This window comes from Ralstonia sp. PBBBR1 (genome assembly GCF_002256165.1).
In the GTDB taxonomy this organism is placed as follows: Bacteria; Pseudomonadota; Gammaproteobacteria; order Burkholderiales; family Burkholderiaceae; genus Ralstonia; species Ralstonia thomasii.
Window position 1 is genome coordinate 517898 of sequence record NZ_NKIL01000005.1, and the last position, 18289, is coordinate 536186.

General features: G+C 62.4%; 18 protein-coding genes and 2 pseudogenes. 9 read left to right on the forward strand and 11 right to left on the reverse strand.

Going from position 1 to position 18289, the window contains the following annotated elements:
- Positions 1-3 precede the first annotated feature (3 nt).
- Together CFE42_RS11030 and CFE42_RS11035 are read right to left on the reverse strand one after the other, a co-directional pair.
- Entirely contained in the window at positions 4-795 is a 792-nt protein-coding gene (locus tag CFE42_RS11030) for a 5'-methylthioadenosine/adenosylhomocysteine nucleosidase (protein ID WP_037043731.1), read from the reverse strand.
- Positions 796-878: 83 nt separating this feature from the next.
- Complete coding sequence (locus CFE42_RS11035) at positions 879-1565, reverse strand: DJ-1/PfpI family protein (RefSeq protein WP_004628091.1); 687 nt, start codon at positions 1563-1565, stop codon at positions 879-881.
- 100 nt (positions 1566-1665) lie between these two features.
- Here CFE42_RS11035 and CFE42_RS11040 point away from each other — a divergent pair, with 100 nt between their 5' ends.
- From CFE42_RS11040 to CFE42_RS11050, 3 genes and pseudogenes are all read left to right on the forward strand, one after another.
- Positions 1666-2601, forward strand: coding sequence for a GlxA family transcriptional regulator (locus tag CFE42_RS11040; protein WP_004628094.1), 936 nt, complete (start codon positions 1666-1668; stop codon positions 2599-2601).
- Between the two features lie 142 nt (positions 2602-2743).
- Positions 2744-2902, forward strand: coding sequence for a hypothetical protein (locus tag CFE42_RS11045; RefSeq protein ID WP_004628097.1), 159 nt, complete (start codon positions 2744-2746; stop codon positions 2900-2902).
- Positions 2903-2972: 70 nt separating this feature from the next.
- A pseudogene (locus CFE42_RS11050) lies at positions 2973-3132 on the forward strand (DUF72 domain-containing protein); the annotation flags it as partial.
- 29 nt (positions 3133-3161) lie between these two features.
- On the opposite strand, the gene CFE42_RS11055 reads toward CFE42_RS11050, so the two are convergent.
- Positions 3162-3647 carry a helix-turn-helix domain-containing protein gene (locus CFE42_RS11055; protein WP_202959017.1) on the reverse strand — a complete coding sequence of 162 codons (486 nt, stop codon included), beginning with the start codon at positions 3645-3647 and terminating at the stop codon, positions 3162-3164.
- Between the two features lie 115 nt (positions 3648-3762).
- Here CFE42_RS11055 and CFE42_RS11060 point away from each other — a divergent pair, with 115 nt between their 5' ends.
- The gene (locus CFE42_RS11060; RefSeq protein ID WP_004628100.1) at positions 3763-4677 is read left to right on the forward strand and encodes an alpha/beta fold hydrolase; all 915 of its coding nucleotides are present in this window, start codon (positions 3763-3765) and stop codon (positions 4675-4677) included.
- 108 nt (positions 4678-4785) lie between these two features.
- Here CFE42_RS11060 and CFE42_RS11065 read toward each other — a convergent pair whose 3' ends face one another.
- Positions 4786-5604: an enoyl-CoA hydratase gene (locus CFE42_RS11065; protein WP_004628102.1), complete on the reverse strand. Its 819-nt coding sequence runs from the start codon at positions 5602-5604 to the stop codon at positions 4786-4788.
- A gap of 282 nt (positions 5605-5886) precedes the next feature.
- Between CFE42_RS11065 and CFE42_RS11070 the strand changes: the two genes are divergently transcribed.
- On the forward strand, positions 5887-6795 hold the full coding sequence (locus tag CFE42_RS11070) for an MASE4 domain-containing protein (protein ID WP_296157871.1): 909 nt from the start codon (positions 5887-5889) through the stop codon (positions 6793-6795).
- Between the two features lie 31 nt (positions 6796-6826).
- On the opposite strand, the gene CFE42_RS11075 is transcribed toward CFE42_RS11070, so the two are convergent.
- Positions 6827-7744 carry an EamA family transporter gene (locus CFE42_RS11075; RefSeq protein ID WP_004628104.1) on the reverse strand — a complete coding sequence of 306 codons (918 nt, stop codon included), beginning with the start codon at positions 7742-7744 and terminating at the stop codon, positions 6827-6829.
- A gap of 141 nt (positions 7745-7885) precedes the next feature.
- Complete coding sequence (locus CFE42_RS23920; protein ID WP_310722483.1) at positions 7886-8383, reverse strand: addiction module antidote protein; 498 nt, start codon at positions 8381-8383, stop codon at positions 7886-7888.
- A gap of 54 nt (positions 8384-8437) precedes the next feature.
- On the opposite strand from CFE42_RS23920, the gene CFE42_RS11085 reads away from it, so the two are divergent.
- Both CFE42_RS11085 and CFE42_RS11090 read left to right on the forward strand, forming a co-directional pair.
- The gene (locus tag CFE42_RS11085; protein ID WP_052035675.1) at positions 8438-8674 is read left to right on the forward strand and encodes an acyl-CoA thioester hydrolase/BAAT C-terminal domain-containing protein; all 237 of its coding nucleotides are present in this window, start codon (positions 8438-8440) and stop codon (positions 8672-8674) included.
- A 300-nt stretch (positions 8675-8974) separates the two neighbouring features.
- Positions 8975-9574 (forward strand): hypothetical protein, encoded by a 600-nt coding sequence (locus tag CFE42_RS11090; protein WP_004628106.1) that lies wholly within the window; start codon positions 8975-8977, stop codon positions 9572-9574.
- A 15-nt stretch (positions 9575-9589) separates the two neighbouring features.
- Here CFE42_RS11090 and CFE42_RS11095 read toward each other — a convergent pair whose 3' ends face one another.
- Positions 9590-11761 carry an EAL domain-containing protein gene (locus CFE42_RS11095; protein ID WP_004628107.1) on the reverse strand — a complete coding sequence of 724 codons (2172 nt, stop codon included), beginning with the start codon at positions 11759-11761 and terminating at the stop codon, positions 9590-9592.
- Positions 11762-12046: 285 nt separating this feature from the next.
- Between CFE42_RS11095 and CFE42_RS11100 the strand changes: the two genes are divergently transcribed.
- Together CFE42_RS11100 and CFE42_RS11105 are read left to right on the forward strand one after the other, a co-directional pair.
- Entirely contained in the window at positions 12047-13117 is a 1071-nt protein-coding gene (locus tag CFE42_RS11100) for an FUSC family protein (RefSeq protein WP_004628108.1), read from the forward strand.
- Positions 13118-13329: 212 nt separating this feature from the next.
- The gene (locus CFE42_RS11105; RefSeq protein ID WP_238563723.1) at positions 13330-13476 is read left to right on the forward strand and encodes a LuxR C-terminal-related transcriptional regulator; all 147 of its coding nucleotides are present in this window, start codon (positions 13330-13332) and stop codon (positions 13474-13476) included.
- A 353-nt stretch (positions 13477-13829) separates the two neighbouring features.
- Here CFE42_RS11105 and CFE42_RS11110 read toward each other — a convergent pair whose 3' ends face one another.
- The 4 genes and pseudogenes from CFE42_RS11110 to CFE42_RS11125 all read right to left on the reverse strand — a co-directional run.
- Positions 13830-14108: a hypothetical protein gene (locus CFE42_RS11110; protein ID WP_004628109.1), complete on the reverse strand. Its 279-nt coding sequence runs from the start codon at positions 14106-14108 to the stop codon at positions 13830-13832.
- Between the two features lie 430 nt (positions 14109-14538).
- Complete coding sequence (locus CFE42_RS11115; RefSeq protein ID WP_004628110.1) at positions 14539-15948, reverse strand: DUF2130 domain-containing protein; 1410 nt, start codon at positions 15946-15948, stop codon at positions 14539-14541.
- 2 nt (positions 15949-15950) lie between these two features.
- Complete coding sequence (locus CFE42_RS11120) at positions 15951-17831, reverse strand: AAA family ATPase (RefSeq protein WP_004628111.1); 1881 nt, start codon at positions 17829-17831, stop codon at positions 15951-15953.
- A 362-nt stretch (positions 17832-18193) separates the two neighbouring features.
- Positions 18194-18289 (reverse strand): annotated as a pseudogene (locus CFE42_RS11125) (integrase core domain-containing protein); the annotation flags it as partial.

Below are 18289 nucleotides of genomic sequence, written 5' to 3' on the forward strand. Positions count from 1 at the left end.
CGTTCAGGCGCCAGCGGCCGTCGACAGCCATTTGCGCAGGATGGCCACGGCGTAGCGTGAATCCACCTGCGTGATGAACTGCGCGAAGTCCACGCTGGCCGCGTCATCCGCGCGGTCGGAAATCGTGCGGATGGCGGCAAACGGCACGCCCCACTCGTGGCACACCTGCGCCACCGCGGCGCCTTCCATCTCGACGGCCAGGGCATCCGGCAATGCCGTGCGCAGCACCGCGCTTTCCGCCGAGGTGCAGACGAAGCGGTCCCCGCTGACGATCAGACCACGATGCGCCTGCGGCGCGGCAATCCCGAACGCCCGCATGACATCCGGACCGAGCAGCGCATGCGGATCCGCCAACACGGCGCCGGCGCTTTCCAGCAGCCCGCTGGCCAGTGCCGCGTCGGCGGGAAAACGCGCCATGCCGGTCAGCGGAATCTCCCAGCGCGGGAATAGCGGCGACGCGTCGACATCGTGCTGCAGCAGTTCTTCCGACACCACCACGTCGCCCACGGCCACGCCCGGGGCCAGCGCGCCGGCCACACCGGCAAATACGGCCGCGCGTACGTTGAACTGCGTGATCAGCACCGCGGTGGTGGACGCCGCCGCCACCTTGCCAACACGCGACAGCACCACAACGACCGCTTGGCCGTCCAACTCGCCCGTCCAGAAATCGCGGCTGCCGATGTGTACGCACTGCGCGTCAGACAGCCATGTCAGCAGTTCGTTGATCTCTTCATGCAGGGCAGCAACGATGCCGATCGGACCACGGGCGTTGGGTTGGGAAGACGGTGTGTTCATGCAGAATGCGGCGCCAGTCTGGAGCGTGGATACGTCGAAAGACGCCATTGTCGCCGCAATCCGGCTCCGGCCGGCGCCGGCGCTCAGAGGCGCTGCGCCGCCCGCTGCACGGCGTCATGGCGATCCGCACGCAAACGATCCAGCCGCGACGTCACCGCTTCGAGAATCTCCGGTGCCGCACGTTCGGGGCGGCCGCAATCGAACGGCGGCGCGGGGGCATATTCGATACCGAGCTGCACGGCCTGCGCATGTTCGGCGCCGGCAATGTCGGCCATGACCGTCAGCGCCATGTCGATGCCGGCTGTCACGCCGCCGCCCGTGATGAGGTTGCCGTCACGCACCACGCGGGCTTCGTCCACGGTGGCGCCAAACGCGGGCAGCAGGTTGCGCCATGCCCAGTGGCAGGCCGCGCGCTTGCCCTGCAGCAACCCCGCCGCGCCCAGCACGAGCGAGCCGCTGCAGACGGACGTGACATAGCGTGCGCCGTCGGCCAGGCGCCGCACCTGGCGCACGAACTCTGCGTCTTCCATGGCTTCGATCACGCCGAAACCGCCGGGCACGCAAATCAGGTCAGCATGCGGAATGTCCGCCAACCGCTGCACGTTCGAGATGGTGAGACCGCCATCGGCATGGATCTCACCACCGGCTGCGGAAGCCACCACGCATTGCGCGCCGGGCAGCCGCCAGAACACTTCGTGCGGGCCCGTGAAATCGAGTTGGGTGACGCGGTTGTACACCGCAAAGACAACGATGAACGGGGAAGTCGTCATGGTTTGGCTCTCCTGAAAGTGATGTGATGGCGGGTTGACGCTTCACAGGATCGCGCTCTATCGTGTTGGCAGCAATGACCAGTCTCCCACTTTTTCTGCCATGGCCCACCGCATCGCTGTGCTCATTTTTCCGGACTTCCAACTGCTCGACGCTGCGGGGCCGGTGGCGGCGTTTGAAGTCGCCAGCCGGTATCGGGACGACCACTACGCGCTGCGCACGGTTGCCGCGCAGGCCGGCCTTGTACGCAGTTCTTCCGGGGCCCGCTGGGATGCCGACGCCCTGCCCCCGGCCAGCCAGGTCGACACGCTGCTCATTGCCGGCGGCGACGGCGTGGATGCGGCCATGGCCGATGCACGCACGCGCCGCTTCGTGCAGCGTTGCGCAGCCCGCGGGGCGCGCGTCGCCAGCGTGTGTTCGGGCAGCCTGCTGCTGGCCGCCACGGGCTTGCTGAACGGCCGGCGCGCCACCACCCACTGGAGCCGCAGCGAGCAGTTCGCGCGCGCGTTCCCGCAGGTGCAGCTCGAACCGGACCACATCTACGTAAACGACGGCCCCATCTGGACCAGCGCCGGCATCAGCGCCGGCATCGACCTGGCGCTCGCGCTCATCGCCGAAGACCTGGGCGAGCGCCTGGCACGCGCGGTGGCGCGGCAGTTGGTCGTGTACTACCGCCGGCCGGGCGGGCAGTCGCAGTTTTCCGCGCTGAATGAGATGGATTCGGCACGCGGCCGCTTCAAGCCGCTGCTCGACCACGTGCGGCGCAACCTGGGCGCACCGCACCGCGTGGGCGATCTGGCCGAGCACGCCTGCATGAGCCCGCGCCATTTCGCCCGCGCATTCCAGGTCGAAACCGGTCTCACCCCTGCAAAGGCCGTGGAAAAATTGCGCGTTGAGGCGGCCCGCGCCGCGTTGGAAAGCGGGGCCGTCTCCATGCAACGGGTGGCCACCGAGTGCGGATTTGGCGATACCGAGCGCATGCGCCGCAGTTTTCAGCGCTTGCTGGGCGTGCCGCCGTCTTCGTTGCGCGCACGGTAAGACAGCAAACACCCGCGTCACTCCGCCATTTGGCTTCCTCAGGCCTGAACTTTGCGTCCGTGCTGCAACGCCGCCCGACACCGACAAGACAGGGCGCAAACCACGCACACAAGGAACCTAAGGAGCCAAGGAGGAGATGCGTATGGACACCCGGGAAATGCTGGCCATCGTGGGCGTCACGCTGGCCGTGATCACTGCGTATTCGCTTGCCCGCGATCTGACCGACGAGCCGCTGGGCCTGCACGCGCCGCAAACCGGCCTGATGCACGTGCAAGCGCAGGTGAGCGCGCCGCATCGGTGACGCGCACTGCGCGCAAAGGGCAACCCGCATTCCTGATCGAATGGCCGCGGCGCCTGGTAGAAGACATCGCGTCGACCTCCGCCTGCATGGCGCCGATGCGCTCTACAGCGGCGCCTATGCCGATGCCGCGCTCGACCGCTGGGCCGATCGCATCCCCTGATAACGATAAAAAGGTCGAAGCGCCTTCCGATACCCGGCGCCTGCTCGAACGGCTGGGTCTTGCCGAGTGAAACGGCGGCTCGCGCCTGAGCGCTAACGCTCAGCCCGCCTTCGCCCGCTGGCGCTTCGTCCGCCTGATGGCCGATGGGTGGACGACCACCGTATCCTCCGGTGCCAGCGCGCGCCCGTCCTGCGCATGGAGTTCAAGGCGAGGCACCGGCTTACCCGTTGCCTTGTCGACGAGTACAACGTGCGCCTCATCCGGCGCAAAGCAGAACGCTTCACCCCACTGCCGCAGCGCCACCAGCAGCGGAAACAGCGCGCGCCCTTTCTCGGTCAGCACGTAGTCCTGATACGCGCTGCCGTCGGACGCCGGCACCGTCTCGAGAATGTCGTGCGCGATGAGGTTGCGCAGGCGCACCGCCAGGATGTTCTTCGACAGTCCGAGACTGCGCTGAAACTCACCAAAGCGGCGCAGGCCGTCAAACGCATCGCGAACGATCAGCAGCGACCACCCGTCGCCAATGGCGTCCAGCGGCCTGGCGACGCCGCAAAGAGAATCCGCGTGGCTCGTACGTTTGACCATCTGCATCGCGCATACCGTGCGCGCCCTCACATTGAATGTGGTTGCAATATAAAACCTCGACTGCTATAACGCAACGGTTTCATTTTGCAACCACATGAATGAAGAGAGGCACGGCATGCGTACTGATACGTTCGATGGGATGTACCCCTATGCACCTCGCTTTACCGATGCACCGGGCTTTCCGATGCATTACGTGGACGAGGGACCCGCCGATGGCGAAGTCGTCCTGTGCCTGCATGGCGAGCCCACATGGGGTTTCCTCTTCCGGCACCTGATCGCGGTGCTGCGCGACACCCACCGCATGGTGGTGCCCGACCATATGGGCTTCGGCAAGAGCCGAACGCCGCCATCACGCAGCTACTGGCTGCAAGACCACATCGACAACCTTGAGCGCTTCGTGCTCGCGCTGGACCTGCGCGATATCACGCTCGTCATGCACGACTTTGGCGGACCAGTCGGGATGGGGTTGGCCTCACGGCATCCGGACCGCATGCGGCGCATTGTCAGCGTCAATGGGCCGACGCCGTTCGGGCAGGCGACGCTGGGTGAACGTCTGGCCGCCAATGCGGCGGTATCGCCGTGGTTTCAGTGGATCGTGCGGGCCGAATCCGAGGGGCGTCTTGAAGCCGTACTGGGTGAACTCGGCTTCAATATCCTCAGCACCTTGAAGCTCAATGGCTTTGAAGACCACCGGCTCATCAACGATGCGTGGTTGCAGGCGTACGGCGCGCGCTTTGCGACGCCGGCAGACTGCGCGGGTGCCCTCGGCTGGGCCAAAGGCTTTGCTACCGGCGCGCATCGTTTTGAACTGCCGGACGCTGCAGCGCGCCGTGCCATTGTCACCAAACCCGCCATGGCGATCTGGGGCATGGCCGATCGCACGTTGCATGCGGAACACTTCCTGCCGCTGTTCAGCGAGCTGTTTCCGGATGCACCGGTGCATCGGTTGCCTGGCGTTGGGCATTACAGCCTGGAAGATGCACCCGATGCGATTGCCGATCGCATCGCTACGTTTCTCGTGCAAACGTGATGGCGTCGCATTCGCTGGCTGCCACCCAACCGCGTATCCGGCGCCCGACCGCAGGCGACGCTCAGTCGCGAGTCCGGGCACGGCCGCCCGACCCCGCCCCAACAGCGCCTACGAGCGCCAGCGGGCGGGGCGTTTTTCCAGGAAGGCATCGATGCCCTCGCCGGCGTCTTCATCCATCATGTTGCGGGCCATGACATCGCCTGCGTAAGCATAGGCATCGCCAAGCGGCATCTGCCGTTGCCGGTAGAACATCGCCTTGCCATAGCGGATGGCGGTGGGGCTCTTCGACACGATGTCCGCCACCTTGCGGGCAACCGCGTCATCCAGGTCCGCCGCCGGCACAGCCTCGTTGATCAGGCCCCAGTCGGCCGCCGTGGCCGCATCGATAAAGCGGCCAGTCACCAGCATGTCGAACGCGCGCTTGGCGAGCACGTTGCGCGATAACGCCACCGCCGGCGTCGAGCAGAACAGGCCGACGTTGATGCCCGACACCGCAAACCGCGCCGCATCCGAGGCAATGGCCAGATCGCAACTGCCGACCAACTGGCAACCCGCCGCCGTTGCCACGCCATGCACGCGCGCAATGACCGGCACCGGCAGCGCCTGAATGGCCTGCATTACCAAGCTGCAGCGCGCAAACAGCGCCCGGTAATACGCAAGCTCCGGCGTGCCGCGCATTTCACGCAGGTCGTGCCCGGCACAGAACGCCTTGCCCTCGGCGCCAAGCACTACGCAGCGCACCGTCGCATCTTGTGCAATGTCGTCCAACACGCGCTGCAGCGCATCGAGCATGGCTTCAGACAACGCGTTGAACTGCAGGGGCCGATTCAGCCGCAGGGTGACGACGCCGTCGTGGTCGTCGCGCAGAACCAGTGCGTCGTTCGTGGCGGGGGTTGCAGTGGCGGCAGTGGTGGAATGAGGTTGCATGCGCACTCCTTTGCAGGGCGGTGCCGTGGGGTGGCCACCAGTCTATTCCCGCACAGCGCAAGCCGCACTCGGGCGTTCCCCGTAACACCCTGCTGGCCGCCAGCGGCACCAGGCCTGAGAGTTCTACCCCTTCGCCGCGTTGACATCGGGCAGGCCGCTGACTATCACGCGTCTATAGCAGGGGTTGCACCCGGGCTGCGCAGTCGCACAGCAAGTCACACACAAGCGAACGAGTGACAGAGTCACCGCAAGGGGGCCAACGTGATGTCGGAAACGCTGGACATGCAGCGAGGCTTGTTGCTGAACCTCTCGCCAGGACGCCGGACGTACTGGATGGCGCAGGCAGTGGCCATACTGTCGCTGGTGGTGCTGGTGTCGGCCGTGCCGTTGGCCAAGGTGCAGTTGGCGCAACTTCCATCGTTCGTGCCGATCTACGAATCGGCCCTCATCCTCAATGACCTGATTACCGCCGCGCTGCTCTTCGGGCAGTTCGCCATCACGCGGTCGCGTGCGATGCTGGCGCTCGCCAGCGGCTACCTGTTCACGGCCGCCACGGCGGTGGGGCACCTGCTGTCATTTCCGGGGCTGTTCGCATCCGGCGGCCTGCTGGGCGCCGGGCCACAGAGCACCGCCTGGATCTACATGTTCTGGCACACGGGCTTTCCGCTGTTTGTCATCGCTTACGCCGTGCTCAAAAGCCGCGAAGAGCGCGAGCCCGGCCGCTTCCCAGTCCACACGCTGACGCGGCAAGCGGCGCTGGCCACCGTGGCGGCCGTGCTGGGCGCGTCCATCGCCTGCGTGTTACTTGCCACCGTGGGCGATCACCTGCTGCCCACCATCATGGCCGCCAACCGCTACACGCGCACCATGGGCATCGTGGCGGGCGGCACGTGGTGCTTTTGCGTGGCTGCGCTGGTCGCGCTCTGGCGCAGCCGCCCGCACCTGACGCTCGATGTCTGGCTGATGGTGGTGCTGTGCGTGTGGATCTGCGATGTCGCGCTCAGCGCCGTATTCAATGGCGGGCGGTATGACCTGGGGTTCTATGCCGGCCGCATGTTCGGGCTGTTGGGTGCGAGCTTTGTGCTGCTGCTGTTGCTGATCGAGAACACGGTGCTGCACTCCCGGTTGGCAGCGGCGCGCGCGGAACTCAAGCGGCTGGCGGCGAGTCATGTGGCGGATGGGGAGCGGTGACGCATCGACGCGGTGATGCGGTTGTGCCGCGCTACGCCCGCAGCACTTGCGTGGCCCGCGCCGGCATCGACATTGCCGCCACCCCCACCACCACACACGCCAGCCCGATCCACGCTGAAGGCGGCAACGATTCCCCCAGAAACACCACGCCGATCGCTACCCCGATCGGCACGCGCAGATAGGCCTGCGCAGTCGTACCGATCGCGCCGAGCGTTTGAATGAGCCGGAAGTAAATGGCAAACGCGAGGGCCGTAGAGAACACCGCCAGCGCCACCAACGCCATCAGCGAACGCGCAGAAGGCTGAAGTGCCCAAGGATGATCCACAAGCAGACTGGTGGGCGTCAGTACCAACGCGCCCATCAGCAACGAACCGGTAGCAGGCGCCGCAGGGTGCAGCCCCTTGAACGACCGGCCGTAGATGGCCGCGCCTGCGTAGCACGCCGTGGCCGCCAGGATGGCCAGTTGCGCAACGAGCTGGCCTCCCAGCCCATCGAGCGCGCTCGGCCCAATCACAAAACACGTGCCGACAAACCCGGCAATCACGCCGACCAGCTTGCGCAACGACACCGATTCGTGCCGCGTAACGAACGCCGTGGTCACAAACACCATCACGGGCGACGTCGAATTCAGGACGGTCGCCAGACTCGCGCCAACCGAGCGCTCGGCCCAGGCGATGAGCGTGAACGGCACGACGCTGTTGAGCAGCGCCTGCACGCCGAAGCGCATCCAGACCTGCCTGTCTCGGGGCATGCGGATATTGCCGCTGCGCATCCACGCCAACAGCAGCGTCGCCGCGATCAACGTTCTGGCGGCGATGAAGGTGAGCGGCGGAATGGTCTCCACGCCCACCCGAATGAACGTGTACGACGCGCCCCACAAGGTCGACAGCGTGAGCAGCAGGGCCAGATCAGTGACGTGGCTGGATGCGGGCGTGGTGGTATGCGGCACGGAGTGCCCTCCTGTTTGGCGGTCAGGCTGCCGCCACTCGATACAGGAGGATCGTAGCGAGGCTGGGCGCTGGGTGTGCGGGAAACGGTTTGGTGTGGGGCGAAGTGTGGGCGTGGGGCAGCAGACGCACACAGACCGTTGTTAAGTTGGGATGACCTTTCCGTGTCCCGTTGCAGAGCCCCGCTTGGTACGAGTCGCGGGCTTCTTGCTTGTAGGCTTGTTTGCACCGCCATTTCGGGACGCGCTCACCTTTGCACCTTTCGCTTTGGCGTTGGCCCCACGCTTGCCGGACTCCACATTCTCTTTGGATACGGCGGGCTTGGCCTGCAAGTGCAACCCAAGTGCCTTCATGACCTGCAGTACCGTCGAGAACGCCGGGTTCCCCTCTGCGCGCAGTGCCTTGTATAGGCTGGTACGTCCAAGGCCCGTTTCTTCTGCAATTTGAGCGATACCCTTCGCTCGAGCGATCACGCCGATCGACTCCGCGATAAAAGCGGCATCCCCCGTCTCGAGCGCCGCTGACAGAAATTCGGCCATCGTCTCTTCACTGTCCAGGTATTCGGCAGCGTCAAACTCTCCGTGATATGCGGCGCGTTCGACGCCCGCGAGTGGAGAGACCCCGGCGACCCGGGCTGGCAGGCGTGGGACCCTGCGCGGCGAGCATGGACTTGGGAAGGCAGTTCAGAAGCACTCATGCCGTCCCAGCCCATTGCAATCGATGATTATCCCGGTCCGCTCCTGATCAGCGCTGGCGAGAAAGACACAACATGGTCATCGAAGATGAGCAAGCGGCTGTCCGAACGATATGCAGCTGGAGGAAAAACGGCGGAGCAGCTCCTCTTTCCGGAAGCAGGGCACATGCTGTCGGCCAAAGCCACAATGCTTCGGGATGAGAAAATCTCGGTCTTCTTTATGCAACACTTGGCATAGCGATGCGGGTGACATTGGATGCGTGGCTCGAAAGCATAAGAACCGCAGGCACCGTGTGCGATCCGTCAATGGCACTCCTGCAGTCCACGACATCATTCACGCAGCGGTTGCCCAGCACCGCTTGTTCCGTCACAGGCAAGCCAAGCTGTTCCGTCATCTCTTCGGCTTAACATCCAGAACGCAACGCAACGCAACACAACAACGCACGTTTCAAAGGGGTAGGAGTTGTCGAAAAAGATCATCTCTCTGGTCTTGGCCTGTGCTTGCAGCATGAGCCAAGTGGCCTTCGGACAAATCTCAATGGAAGCGCCTCTGACCGACGCGCCCCAAACCGAAGCGCTCCAGGCGGAAGTCCTTCAAGCGGGCACACTGCAAGCGGAAGCACCCATGCCGGAAGCACCGCAAGCGCAAGCGTCCAGCTCCGAGCCCGCCCCAAGGGCGGAGCCCGTCGTCAAGGTCGAACAAAGCTATTGGGCGGCCGAAGGGCTGAGCGCGCGGATGCGCAAGGCGCGCGCGATCAAGCTGTATTTGATGGACCCCGCCATGGCGTCGCTCAAGGCCGTGGACGAAGCGCAACTGAAAGACGCCGGATGCGAATACAGCACCGAAGACGCCGCGCTCATCGCCAACTTTGCCGAGTCCGTGGAAAGCGCCAGCGTGCGCAGCAACTCGTTCGCGCTGCAGTTCGAGCCGCGCGAAGCCGTCTACCTGGCGCTGGGCGGCGGCAGCGAGATGAAGCTGCTGTTCGAGAAGCCCTACCCGAACCAATCGGAAGTGCTCGGGCAGATCAACGGTCAACCCGTCACGGTCAACAAGAGCCTGGTGGAAGGCCTCTATCGATGGGCTGCGAAGGTTGGCCGCGTCCGTCGTTGCGAGAGCTTTGTGGGCAAATACCGTTAAGCCGCGCACGCGCTCTCAAAGCGCGTGCACCAACGGCCGCAGGTTGGCATCCAGCACAAACTGCTGACACACGCTCGGCGCCAGCGGGCGGCTGAAGAAATACCCCTGAAACCGTTCACAGCCCAAGGCCGACAGGCGCTCAAGCTGCTGCTCCGTCTCGACGCCTTCCACCACCGTCGACAGGTTCAGCGTGCGGCTCAGGCTGGCAATACTGCGCACAATGTGTTCGTTGACGCTGCCCGCGCTCACGTCGGCCAGCGAGCGGTCGATCTTCACGGTATCCAGCGGCAGCTCGCGCAGGTAGTGCAGCGACGTATGGCCCATCCCGAAATCGTCGAGCGCGACTTTCACGCCGGCCTCGCGCAGCTGCTTCAGGTTGCCGATGGCGGTGATGTCCGGCAGCAGCATCGTTGATTCGGTGATCTCCAGTTCGAGCTGCGTGGGCGACAACCCTTCGCGATGCAGGATGTCGAGCACGTTCCGGTACAGCCTGCAGTCCAGCAACTGCCGAGGTGAGAGATTCACGGCGACCACGAAATCGTCCGGCAAGACATCGCGCCAGGCCGCGCGCTGCTGACACGCGAGCGACAGGATACGTAAGCCCAACTGATCGATCTGGCCAATGTCATCAGCCAGCGCCACGACGATCGGCGGGGCCACGCGCCCCAGCACCGGATGCTGCCAGCGCAGCAGCGCCTCGGCGCCGAACACGCGCCCGGTTGAGCAATCCACCTGCGGCTGAAACTCCAGGAAGATCTGCCCGTCTTTCTTGATGGCGCTTTCGAGATCGCTGGCCAGCGCCACCGCCATGCGGCCTTCGTCGCCGGGCAGGTCCAGACAGCGCCGGCCCTTCAGGCTCACCTCGGCCGACTCGGCAATCTGCAGCAAAGACGCAAGCACATCCTGACTGCGCCGTGCGGACAGAACATCCGCCATGCGGACAAACGGCAGGTAGATCGCCGCCCCCACCACCAGGCCGATGAGCTGCACCACCGCCCCCCACACCGAGCCCGTAGCCGCGTAACCGCTGAACAGCGCCGGCGTGGTCCACGCCACGGGGTAGCTGGTCTTGGGCATCAGGTCGGCAACGGTGGCCGCATAGGCGATCAGGATCTGCACCACCGGCGTGAGCAGGAACGGAATCGCATAGACCGGGTTGAGCACCAGCGGCAGCCCGAAGAGCAGCGGCTCGTTCACGTTGAACAATGCCGGCAGCATGACGACCAGCGCCATCTTGCGGCCGCGTTGCATGCGCCTGGAGATGAGCAGCGCCAAGATCAGGCTGAGTGTGCCGCCTGAGCCGCCCATGCGCGCGAACACCGCGAAGAAGTGATAGGTAAAGATGAACGGCGGCTGGCCACCACTGGCAACCGCCGCCGCATTGGCCTGCGCGGCGGGCTCCAGGATGTGCTGGTGCACCGTGTACAGCGCGTTCGGCCCGTGGATGCCGAACAGCCAGAGCACCTGCGCCGCCGTCTCATAGCCCAAACCAAACAGCAGGCTATTGGAGACTGCCGAATACGGCCACGCCAGCAGCGGGTCGACTATCGCCATGAAGTGCAGCCAGCCCGCCCACGCCATGCCGGCTTTGAGCAGGGCAAACGTCAGGATCGTCAGCATGCCAGCCGGCACAACCGACAGCACATCGCCCACCAGCAGATCGTTGCTCAAATGGTGGGACGGAATGCGCAAACGGCGGATGCTGCACAGCTTGAGAAACAGGCTGCCGCCCAGCGACGCCACCATCAACGCGCCAAACAGCCCCTGCCCCAGCGAGAGCCACGCCATCAACGATGCGTTCGCAGCCGGCGCGATGAGCGTAAAGAAGCACGACACCACCACCACGGCCGCCACGGTGGGGTTGACCACGCGGTGCCCGGCGCGCTGGTTGTGTAACTGCGCCAACACATCGGCAAACCCGAACAGCGCGACCAGCGAGCCGATGCCGATCGTGCCGGCCAGCACGCTGTCGCAAAAGGCATCCAGCCGCGTGCCAAAGGCCTCCAGCAGCAGGTAGCGCATGCCGGCGGTGGGCGGGTTGCGCAACAGCAGCGCCACCGCGCCCACCATGATGAGCGGCAACGAGAGCGCCAGCCCGCGCCGAATGGCAATGAAATACGGCCCACGGTCGAAGCGCTCAGCGGCGCTCAACAACCTCAGCCAGGGCGATAGCGCCTGCGTCGTCATAGGACTCGATCTTGTTCGAGGTGGATCGGCAAATCCCGGGGCAGCCCGAAGTGTTGCCTATGGAGCTACGAATCCTAATCGACATGACTCGGCACGCACTTAAGCGTCATTTTGCGCAATACGCAAAATGGTCACCCGCCCATGGCAAGCTTTGTGCAATACCTAGGGGAAACCCGAAGTCTTGCCGTGCCGGTTGCCTCCAAAACGCACCACGGCAAGGCATCGGCACCGACATGGCGCCCATTCTGTGTACGGCGCACCCCAGAATCTGCAACGATCTTGCTTATGTCAATTTCCATTCGTGCACCCCGCAACGTGAAACACCCTGCACCCTTTCTTTCGCTACTCCGCCTCGTGCGTGATCCGCACCGGCGCTATCGGCATGCGCGGTACATCCATGGCACGCGCGTCGGCCTGGGCGTGCTGCTCTCCATTGCGGTCACGTCGGGCTTGGGATGGCCGCATGGGGAGTGGGCCACCATCTCGCTGCTGATCGTCATTGCCGGCCTGCAGCACCACGGCAACATCCGCAAACGCGCGGCAGAGCGCGCGTGGGGCACCCTCATCGGCGCCGTGGCGGGTCTGCTGCTCATCGTCCAGCAGACGTGGCTTGGGCATCTGCCGCTCACATACGCACTCACGGCCATCGCGTGCGGCGTCTGCGCGTATCACGCGATCGGCAAGGGCGGCTATATCGCGCTGCTGGCCGCCATCACGCTCGTCATCGTGGTCGGGCATGGTGACAACAACCTGCTAGACGGCGCCTGGCGCACGCTCAACGTGCTGGTGGGGATTGCGATTGCGCTGCTGTTCTCGTTTGCACTGCCGCTGTATGCCACGTACTCGTGGCGCTACCGGCTGGCCGAAGCATTGCGCGAATGCGCCCGGGCGTATGCCGGCCTCGGCCAGCCCGGTGAAGCCTCGAGCGAGCGCAGCAAGCACCTCGCTAAGCTCAATACGCTGCTGGTGCAACTGCGCTCGCTCATGCCATCGGTGTCCAAAGAGATTGACGTGCCCCTGGAGCGGCTGGAAGACATCCAGCGCAGCCTGCGCATCTGCATCAGCACGCTGGAACTGCTCAATGCAACGCGCGGGACGTTGGATGCGCCGCCTGCAGGTGCCCTGCCCCGCGTGGGCGCCCGGCGCACTCGCGACACGTTGATCGGCATGTCGCGCGCGTTGCGGTTTGGCACGTTGGCGCGTCTGGCACGACCCCGCGCGGCCGACTCCGCCGAGGTAAGCCACGCCTACGGCACGCCCACGGTGGAAAGCGCGCTGGCCGACGGTTTTGCCAACGAGATCGAAAACCTCCGTCAGCAACTGCTGGCGATTGCGCCGCAGTGGAATATCGGGTGAAGCAGGGGCGCCCGGCTAGGCGCGCCCCTTGCGAGTTGCCCCAGCTGTGGTCGCGACCAGTGCCGAGCAATGCCGCATCACCTCACCGGGCCAGCGCCGCAAACTCCGCGGCACTCAATGCGCCCGCTTGAACGATGGATGGCCCCCATCGCTGCCCAGGAAGGTGATCTGGTCGCCAACCTGGCTCGGCGAAAGCTGGATGTCGTCAGAAGGTGGCGTGCGGCCGGTCGAACTCCCAGATTGCGGAACGGCTGCACATCAGCGTCGAAACCGTCAAAAGCCATATGCGCCAACGGCTCGTGCGCATGGGGGCACGAAACCGCACGGAACTGGCAACGATTTATCAACGCAGCCGGTAGGCGGGCCACGACGGGGTGCAGGGGTGGTGACGAAAGGCGCCGAATGCCCGCCTGCGCGCGAATACGGAAATACTGACACCCACCGGCTGACCTCTGAGCCCAGCGTGCCAAGTTCAGAACTCCACGTCGGCACGCGTCTCTCTACGCTCGCCGCGCGAGTGTTTGAGCTCGAAAATTTGAATGTCTGCGAGCGGCGCTTGGATGTTGGCGCTCGGCGTATGGGCCTCGGACCGTGGCGGTCGGGCCTTTGAGTGTCGTGCTCGGCCTGTTTGACTTGGCACGTAAAGGGTTGGGCGTTGCGCCCGACGCTAGCGCCCCCGCCCGTCGCGGGTTCGCTTTTACTGCTGTTTTAGTTATTTCTTGCGGTTCACACGGTCCAGCACCTGCAGCACTTCCCACCGGTACAGGTCGACCGTCACGCCATCCAGCGTGGTCAGCATGTAGGCCCCGATCGCATCCAGAAACCCGGCCTGGTATTCAGCGGCCTTGTCCCGGATATGCAGTTGATATTCCCAGCGCAGCGTCTTGGGCTCGAACTGCCGGTGCACCTTCATGTCCATTTGGGTGCGCCGCAGATAATCCCGCGCGCTCAGGGCGCCTTGTGCATACAGGAGATTGTCTTGAAGGCTCATCGGGCCCCTCCGGACGGAGGACGTTGCGCGATGCGGGTGAACTGACAGTTTGCGGGGCGATGCCCGCGTGGGATGGGTACAGCTTGGGTCGGTTGATCCATTGTCTTGCCTCTGGTTGAGTGAGGAGCCACCCACCTGGGAGGGTGGGCGGGCACACGACAAGGTCTGCAATACCGATTGTGACTACCAAGAACCGGCAGGGTCGAAACCCTCCCTGCCGAGGCCCGCCCGCGAGCGGACGAACGACAGCAGCCGCGAAAACTGAAGTCGTTTTCGCGGGGTAGTCACAAATTCGGGATTGCAGTCCCGGCTGCGCTTGTTGGCGCAGCGGGGGGAGTTTAGCGGGTGAGGCTGTTGGGCAGCAAGTCAGGGAATGTCTCGCCATTCCAAGTTGCGTGTGCGGAAGGCACGCGAACATGGGCAACCTGAATCAATCCGCTCCAGACGAATCTTGGTTCTTGAGTTCAGCGAATTTGGCGGCCATCGTGGGATTGCCACGCATCAGCTTTTTGATCGTTACATCCTGCGCTTTGTCATTCGCAAGCCGAAGGTTCCGATCCGCACCGAGCAGCGCCTCCTTCGTCTTCTGTAAGTGGTCGATCGATTTGTCGATCTCGTCAATGGCTGTTTGGAAACGACGGGACGCCAGATCGTAGTTCTTTGCGAATGCGGCCTTGAACCCCTCGAGCTCAGTTTCAAAGTTGGTGATATCGATGTTCTGCGCTTTAACGAGCGCCAATTCCGATTTGTACTTGAGTGAATTCATGGCGGCATTCCGCAGCAACGTAATGATGGGAATGAAGAACTGCGGCCGCACCACATACATCTTCGGGTAGCGATGGAACACGTCTACGATGCCGGTGTTGTATAGCTCGCTCTCCGGCTCCAGCAAAGACACAAGGACGGCATACTCACAACCCTTCTCGACGCGATCTTTGTCGAGCTCTTTCAGAAAATCTTCGTTCTTGCTTTTAGTTGCAGTGTGATCATTCTCGTTCTTCATTTCGAACATGATCGAGACGATCTCTGTGCCTGCCTCGTCCGAGTCGCGGAAGATGTAGTCCCCCTTACTGCCGGTCCGCGCGTCGTTATCCTTCTCGAAATACGCACGCGGAAACGCCGTTGCGCGAAGGCGGTTGAACTCAGTCTCGCAATGTTGCTCGAGCGTTTCACCAACCATCTTCGTCGACAGACGAGCTTTCATATCTCGCAAACGCTCGATCGCTTCATCGCGATCCTTGATTTGCGTCTCGTATTTGTCCTTGAGTGATTTTTCCGCGAGTTGCTTTTCCAACTCAGCTCTTTCAAGGCCACTCCTCAGTTCGTCGCGCTCCTTCTCGACAGCACCGACAGCCTCTGTAATTGTGAGTTTCTGCGCAAGCTCGATGGCGTCAAGCTTTGCTTTCAACGCCTGGACCTCTGCGTCCTTCGCCGCAGTGGCCTTTTGCAATTCGCTCGCCAGCATGGCCTGGGCCAATTTGTCGGCCGCTTGCCGCTCCCGCTTCGCTTGCTCAAGCTCGTTCGCGAGTTCGTCCCGGCTTTTTTCCACTGCGATGAGAGCCTCAGCGACTGCAAGCTTTTGCGCCACCTCACCGGCATCTAGTTTTGCTTTCAGGCTGTTGATTTCGGCATCCTTTGCCAAAGTAGCCTTCTGCAACTCGCTGGCGATTCTCGTCTCCGCTAGCTCGACGGCATTACGCTTCTCCTGCTCAGCCAATTCAAGTCGCTCGTGCAACTGCTTCTCGAAGTCGCTGTCGCGAACTTGTTTCAGGATGTCCGCGTATCCGGCCTCATCGATCTTGAAGGCTTTCCTGCAATGGGGGCAGATGATTTCGTGCATGTCTATTTTTCCTTCACCTTCGCCAAAATTTGCAGAAGCATTTCAGGCACCACTCCCTCCGCCTTCTGCGTGGCCGTTCGGTACGCGATTTGATTCTTCCCAAGCGAAACTCCCGCAGCCTGTTCAACGTCGGCACAGGCCGTGAACCATTCGGGCCAATTTGCTGACAAAAACGCTTCGAGGTGATCGTCAAAGATCGCCACATTGTCAGCAACGACGGCGGATGGAAAATCCTCTTCGATGCGACCAAAGTACCTTAACGCAGCGCGATTCGCCGCCACATGTGTATTTCGCTCTTCGGCGATCTTATCCGCAGCCTTCCCTTTTTTCTGTGCACTCGCTTCAAACCCGCTGTCCGCATCGAATAACGCATAGACCGGGATGCCAATTTCGGTCAAGATGGCATGCGCTAGGGGAACTAACGTCTTGCCTCCGACAGGGACTATTGAGATGCCAACGGCCTCGAGCGACCCTGGAGACGTTTTGTCGCCAATGCCGTAGAACACCGCACATTCCGTCGTACCTTCGACAACAAGAGCACGATTCGCAAAAAGAGCTACCGCAAGCTGATTCGTCACGATGCCGTCGAGTTGACGATCAACGGTATCCGCTTTCATCACGCCTTTTAACCTCGCTTTAACACCGGCAACGGTGGCTAGGTGAACGGTGACCACAGGGGCGTCATCGGACGACCTTGTGAGGCGCCTAACCTGATGGAAATTTCGTGCTTCAAGAAAGTATGGGCTGTGCGTTGCGTAGGTTACCTGGATACGCTTCCCGGCATCCTCAGCGAGCGCCCGAAGTACCTTCGCAAACGTCTGAGCCTGAATCGGGTGCTGAAAGAGCTCCGGCTCCTCGATCGCCAAGCAGATGACTCCTTCTGTCGATGCCGCACCTGACTGCGCCAAGAGTTGGAGCGCGGATATTAGAAGCGTGCGTTGGAAGCCATGCCCCTGTCGTTCCACAGTGGTCTCAGCCATACCGTCGACCACGGCCACGTCGAAAGTTGTCCGAGGGGCTTTCAGGTCGACATCGGCAGGTGAAACAGTAACAGTCCGCCCGGGTGCGTACGACGCAATAACACCGTTGAGCTGAGTCGTCATGGCTTCCAGCTGATCCTTGAATTTTTCTTCGTAGACTTTTTGCTGCTTTGTGCGCGACTCCTCTACGATTGCCGCGATCTCCTCATCAGCTGCTGTACGGTCGACAGAGCGCTCAAGAATCCGCCCGATGAGACTGCTCTTCCCATCTATCGACTCCTCGCTCGCACGGAGGTCGGCAGTGACGAGCACAAAATCGAAAAGCCCGCTCATTTTTCCACCGCTGTTGAAGCCGAAGAAATTGGTCTGCAAGAACCCCGGCGCTTCGTCGAGCTGCTCCGCGTGAGCCGACTCCCACGCGGTCATAGTTTGGTTGGCGGTTTCGACGTTAGTCCACGCCGGGAGACCGAGCGATGAATCTGCAGCTCGCAATTCGTTGTAAGCGACCTTTTTCTCACCCGCAGAACTCATGCTTCGAATGTCATTGAACGGCGGGTAGCTCTTCGAGTTTGCCGACAAGGTCTCTGTCCCGTTTGAGGCACGACGCTTCCATGCTGTAAATGTCGTAGCTCCGACCGGTGCGTACTTGCCGAGCTCAGTTCGATCCTTCTCAGTGAGGTCGTCGAATGTCACTCGCACTTCAATATCTTCATCGATCGCCCCGAAAGAGCAATCTTTCTCTGATAGCGAACCAGGCTTGCCGTTAAAGTACCAATCGAGCGCACGAAGCACCGTGGACTTTCCAGCACCATTCGGCCCTATGAAAGTGGTGACGGAATCAAAGAGGATCGTCACATTTTTCAGCGTACGAAAATTCTTGATACCAACCGATTGGATTTTCATTACCTACATCCGCTCCTTGCAGATTTCCCATAGAACCGAAAGGTAAATCCGTACCCTCTCAAAAAAACGATTTCGCTCTATCGACCAGAAACGACAGGTCTACCTCCCTGATAACGAGGGAAAATCGTTTGGTGGTGCGACAGATGGTTTTTTCTGGAGATTCCGCTGTGGGCTAAAACAGGCGGTCAGCCAACGAACATTAAAAAAACGCAACGAGCCACACCAAAAACTACCAAATATGAGAAATACGGGACTTAGCGGATTTTTTTAGCATAGTTTTTCTTCACAACACGACTTATAAAACTATTTAACCCTCGACCCAACTCAGCCATGTAATGACCCAGTGAAACCTGCACAGGTTAGGCGGCTAAAGCGAATGCCTCAGCCGGGGTCTTCATCTTCAGCGCTTGGTGGGGCCGTCGGTGGTTGTAGAACTGAATCCAGTCGGCGATCGCACG

Bases quoted from the DNA above. Each gene is read 5' to 3' on its own strand.
- CFE42_RS11110 (WP_004628109.1), bottom strand. From the start codon at position 14,108: ATGAGCCTTCAAGACAATCTCCTGTATGCACAAGGCGCCCTGAGCGCG.
- CFE42_RS11085 (WP_052035675.1), top strand. From the start codon at position 8,438: ATGCCGTCCCAGCCCATTGCAATCGATGATTATCCCGGTCCGCTCCTG.
- CFE42_RS11100 (WP_004628108.1), top strand. From the start codon at position 12,047: ATGTCAATTTCCATTCGTGCACCCCGCAACGTGAAACACCCTGCACCC.
- CFE42_RS11065 (WP_004628102.1), bottom strand. From the start codon at position 5,604: ATGCAACCTCATTCCACCACTGCCGCCACTGCAACCCCCGCCACGAAC.
- CFE42_RS11120 (WP_004628111.1), bottom strand. From the start codon at position 17,831: ATGAAAATCCAATCGGTTGGTATCAAGAATTTTCGTACGCTGAAAAAT.
- CFE42_RS11095 (WP_004628107.1), bottom strand. From the start codon at position 11,761: ATGACGACGCAGGCGCTATCGCCCTGGCTGAGGTTGTTGAGCGCCGCT.
- CFE42_RS11040 (WP_004628094.1), top strand. From the start codon at position 1,666: ATGGCCCACCGCATCGCTGTGCTCATTTTTCCGGACTTCCAACTGCTC.
- CFE42_RS11090 (WP_004628106.1), top strand. From the start codon at position 8,975: ATGGAAGCGCCTCTGACCGACGCGCCCCAAACCGAAGCGCTCCAGGCG.
- CFE42_RS11070 (WP_296157871.1), top strand. From the start codon at position 5,887: ATGCAGCGAGGCTTGTTGCTGAACCTCTCGCCAGGACGCCGGACGTAC.
- CFE42_RS11045 (WP_004628097.1), top strand. From the start codon at position 2,744: ATGGACACCCGGGAAATGCTGGCCATCGTGGGCGTCACGCTGGCCGTG.
- CFE42_RS11115 (WP_004628110.1), bottom strand. From the start codon at position 15,948: ATGCACGAAATCATCTGCCCCCATTGCAGGAAAGCCTTCAAGATCGAT.
- CFE42_RS11060 (WP_004628100.1), top strand. From the start codon at position 3,763: ATGCGTACTGATACGTTCGATGGGATGTACCCCTATGCACCTCGCTTT.
- CFE42_RS11035 (WP_004628091.1), bottom strand. From the start codon at position 1,565: ATGACGACTTCCCCGTTCATCGTTGTCTTTGCGGTGTACAACCGCGTC.
- CFE42_RS11055 (WP_202959017.1), bottom strand. From the start codon at position 3,647: ATGGTCAAACGTACGAGCCACGCGGATTCTCTTTGCGGCGTCGCCAGG.
- CFE42_RS11030 (WP_037043731.1), bottom strand. From the start codon at position 795: ATGAACACACCGTCTTCCCAACCCAACGCCCGTGGTCCGATCGGCATC.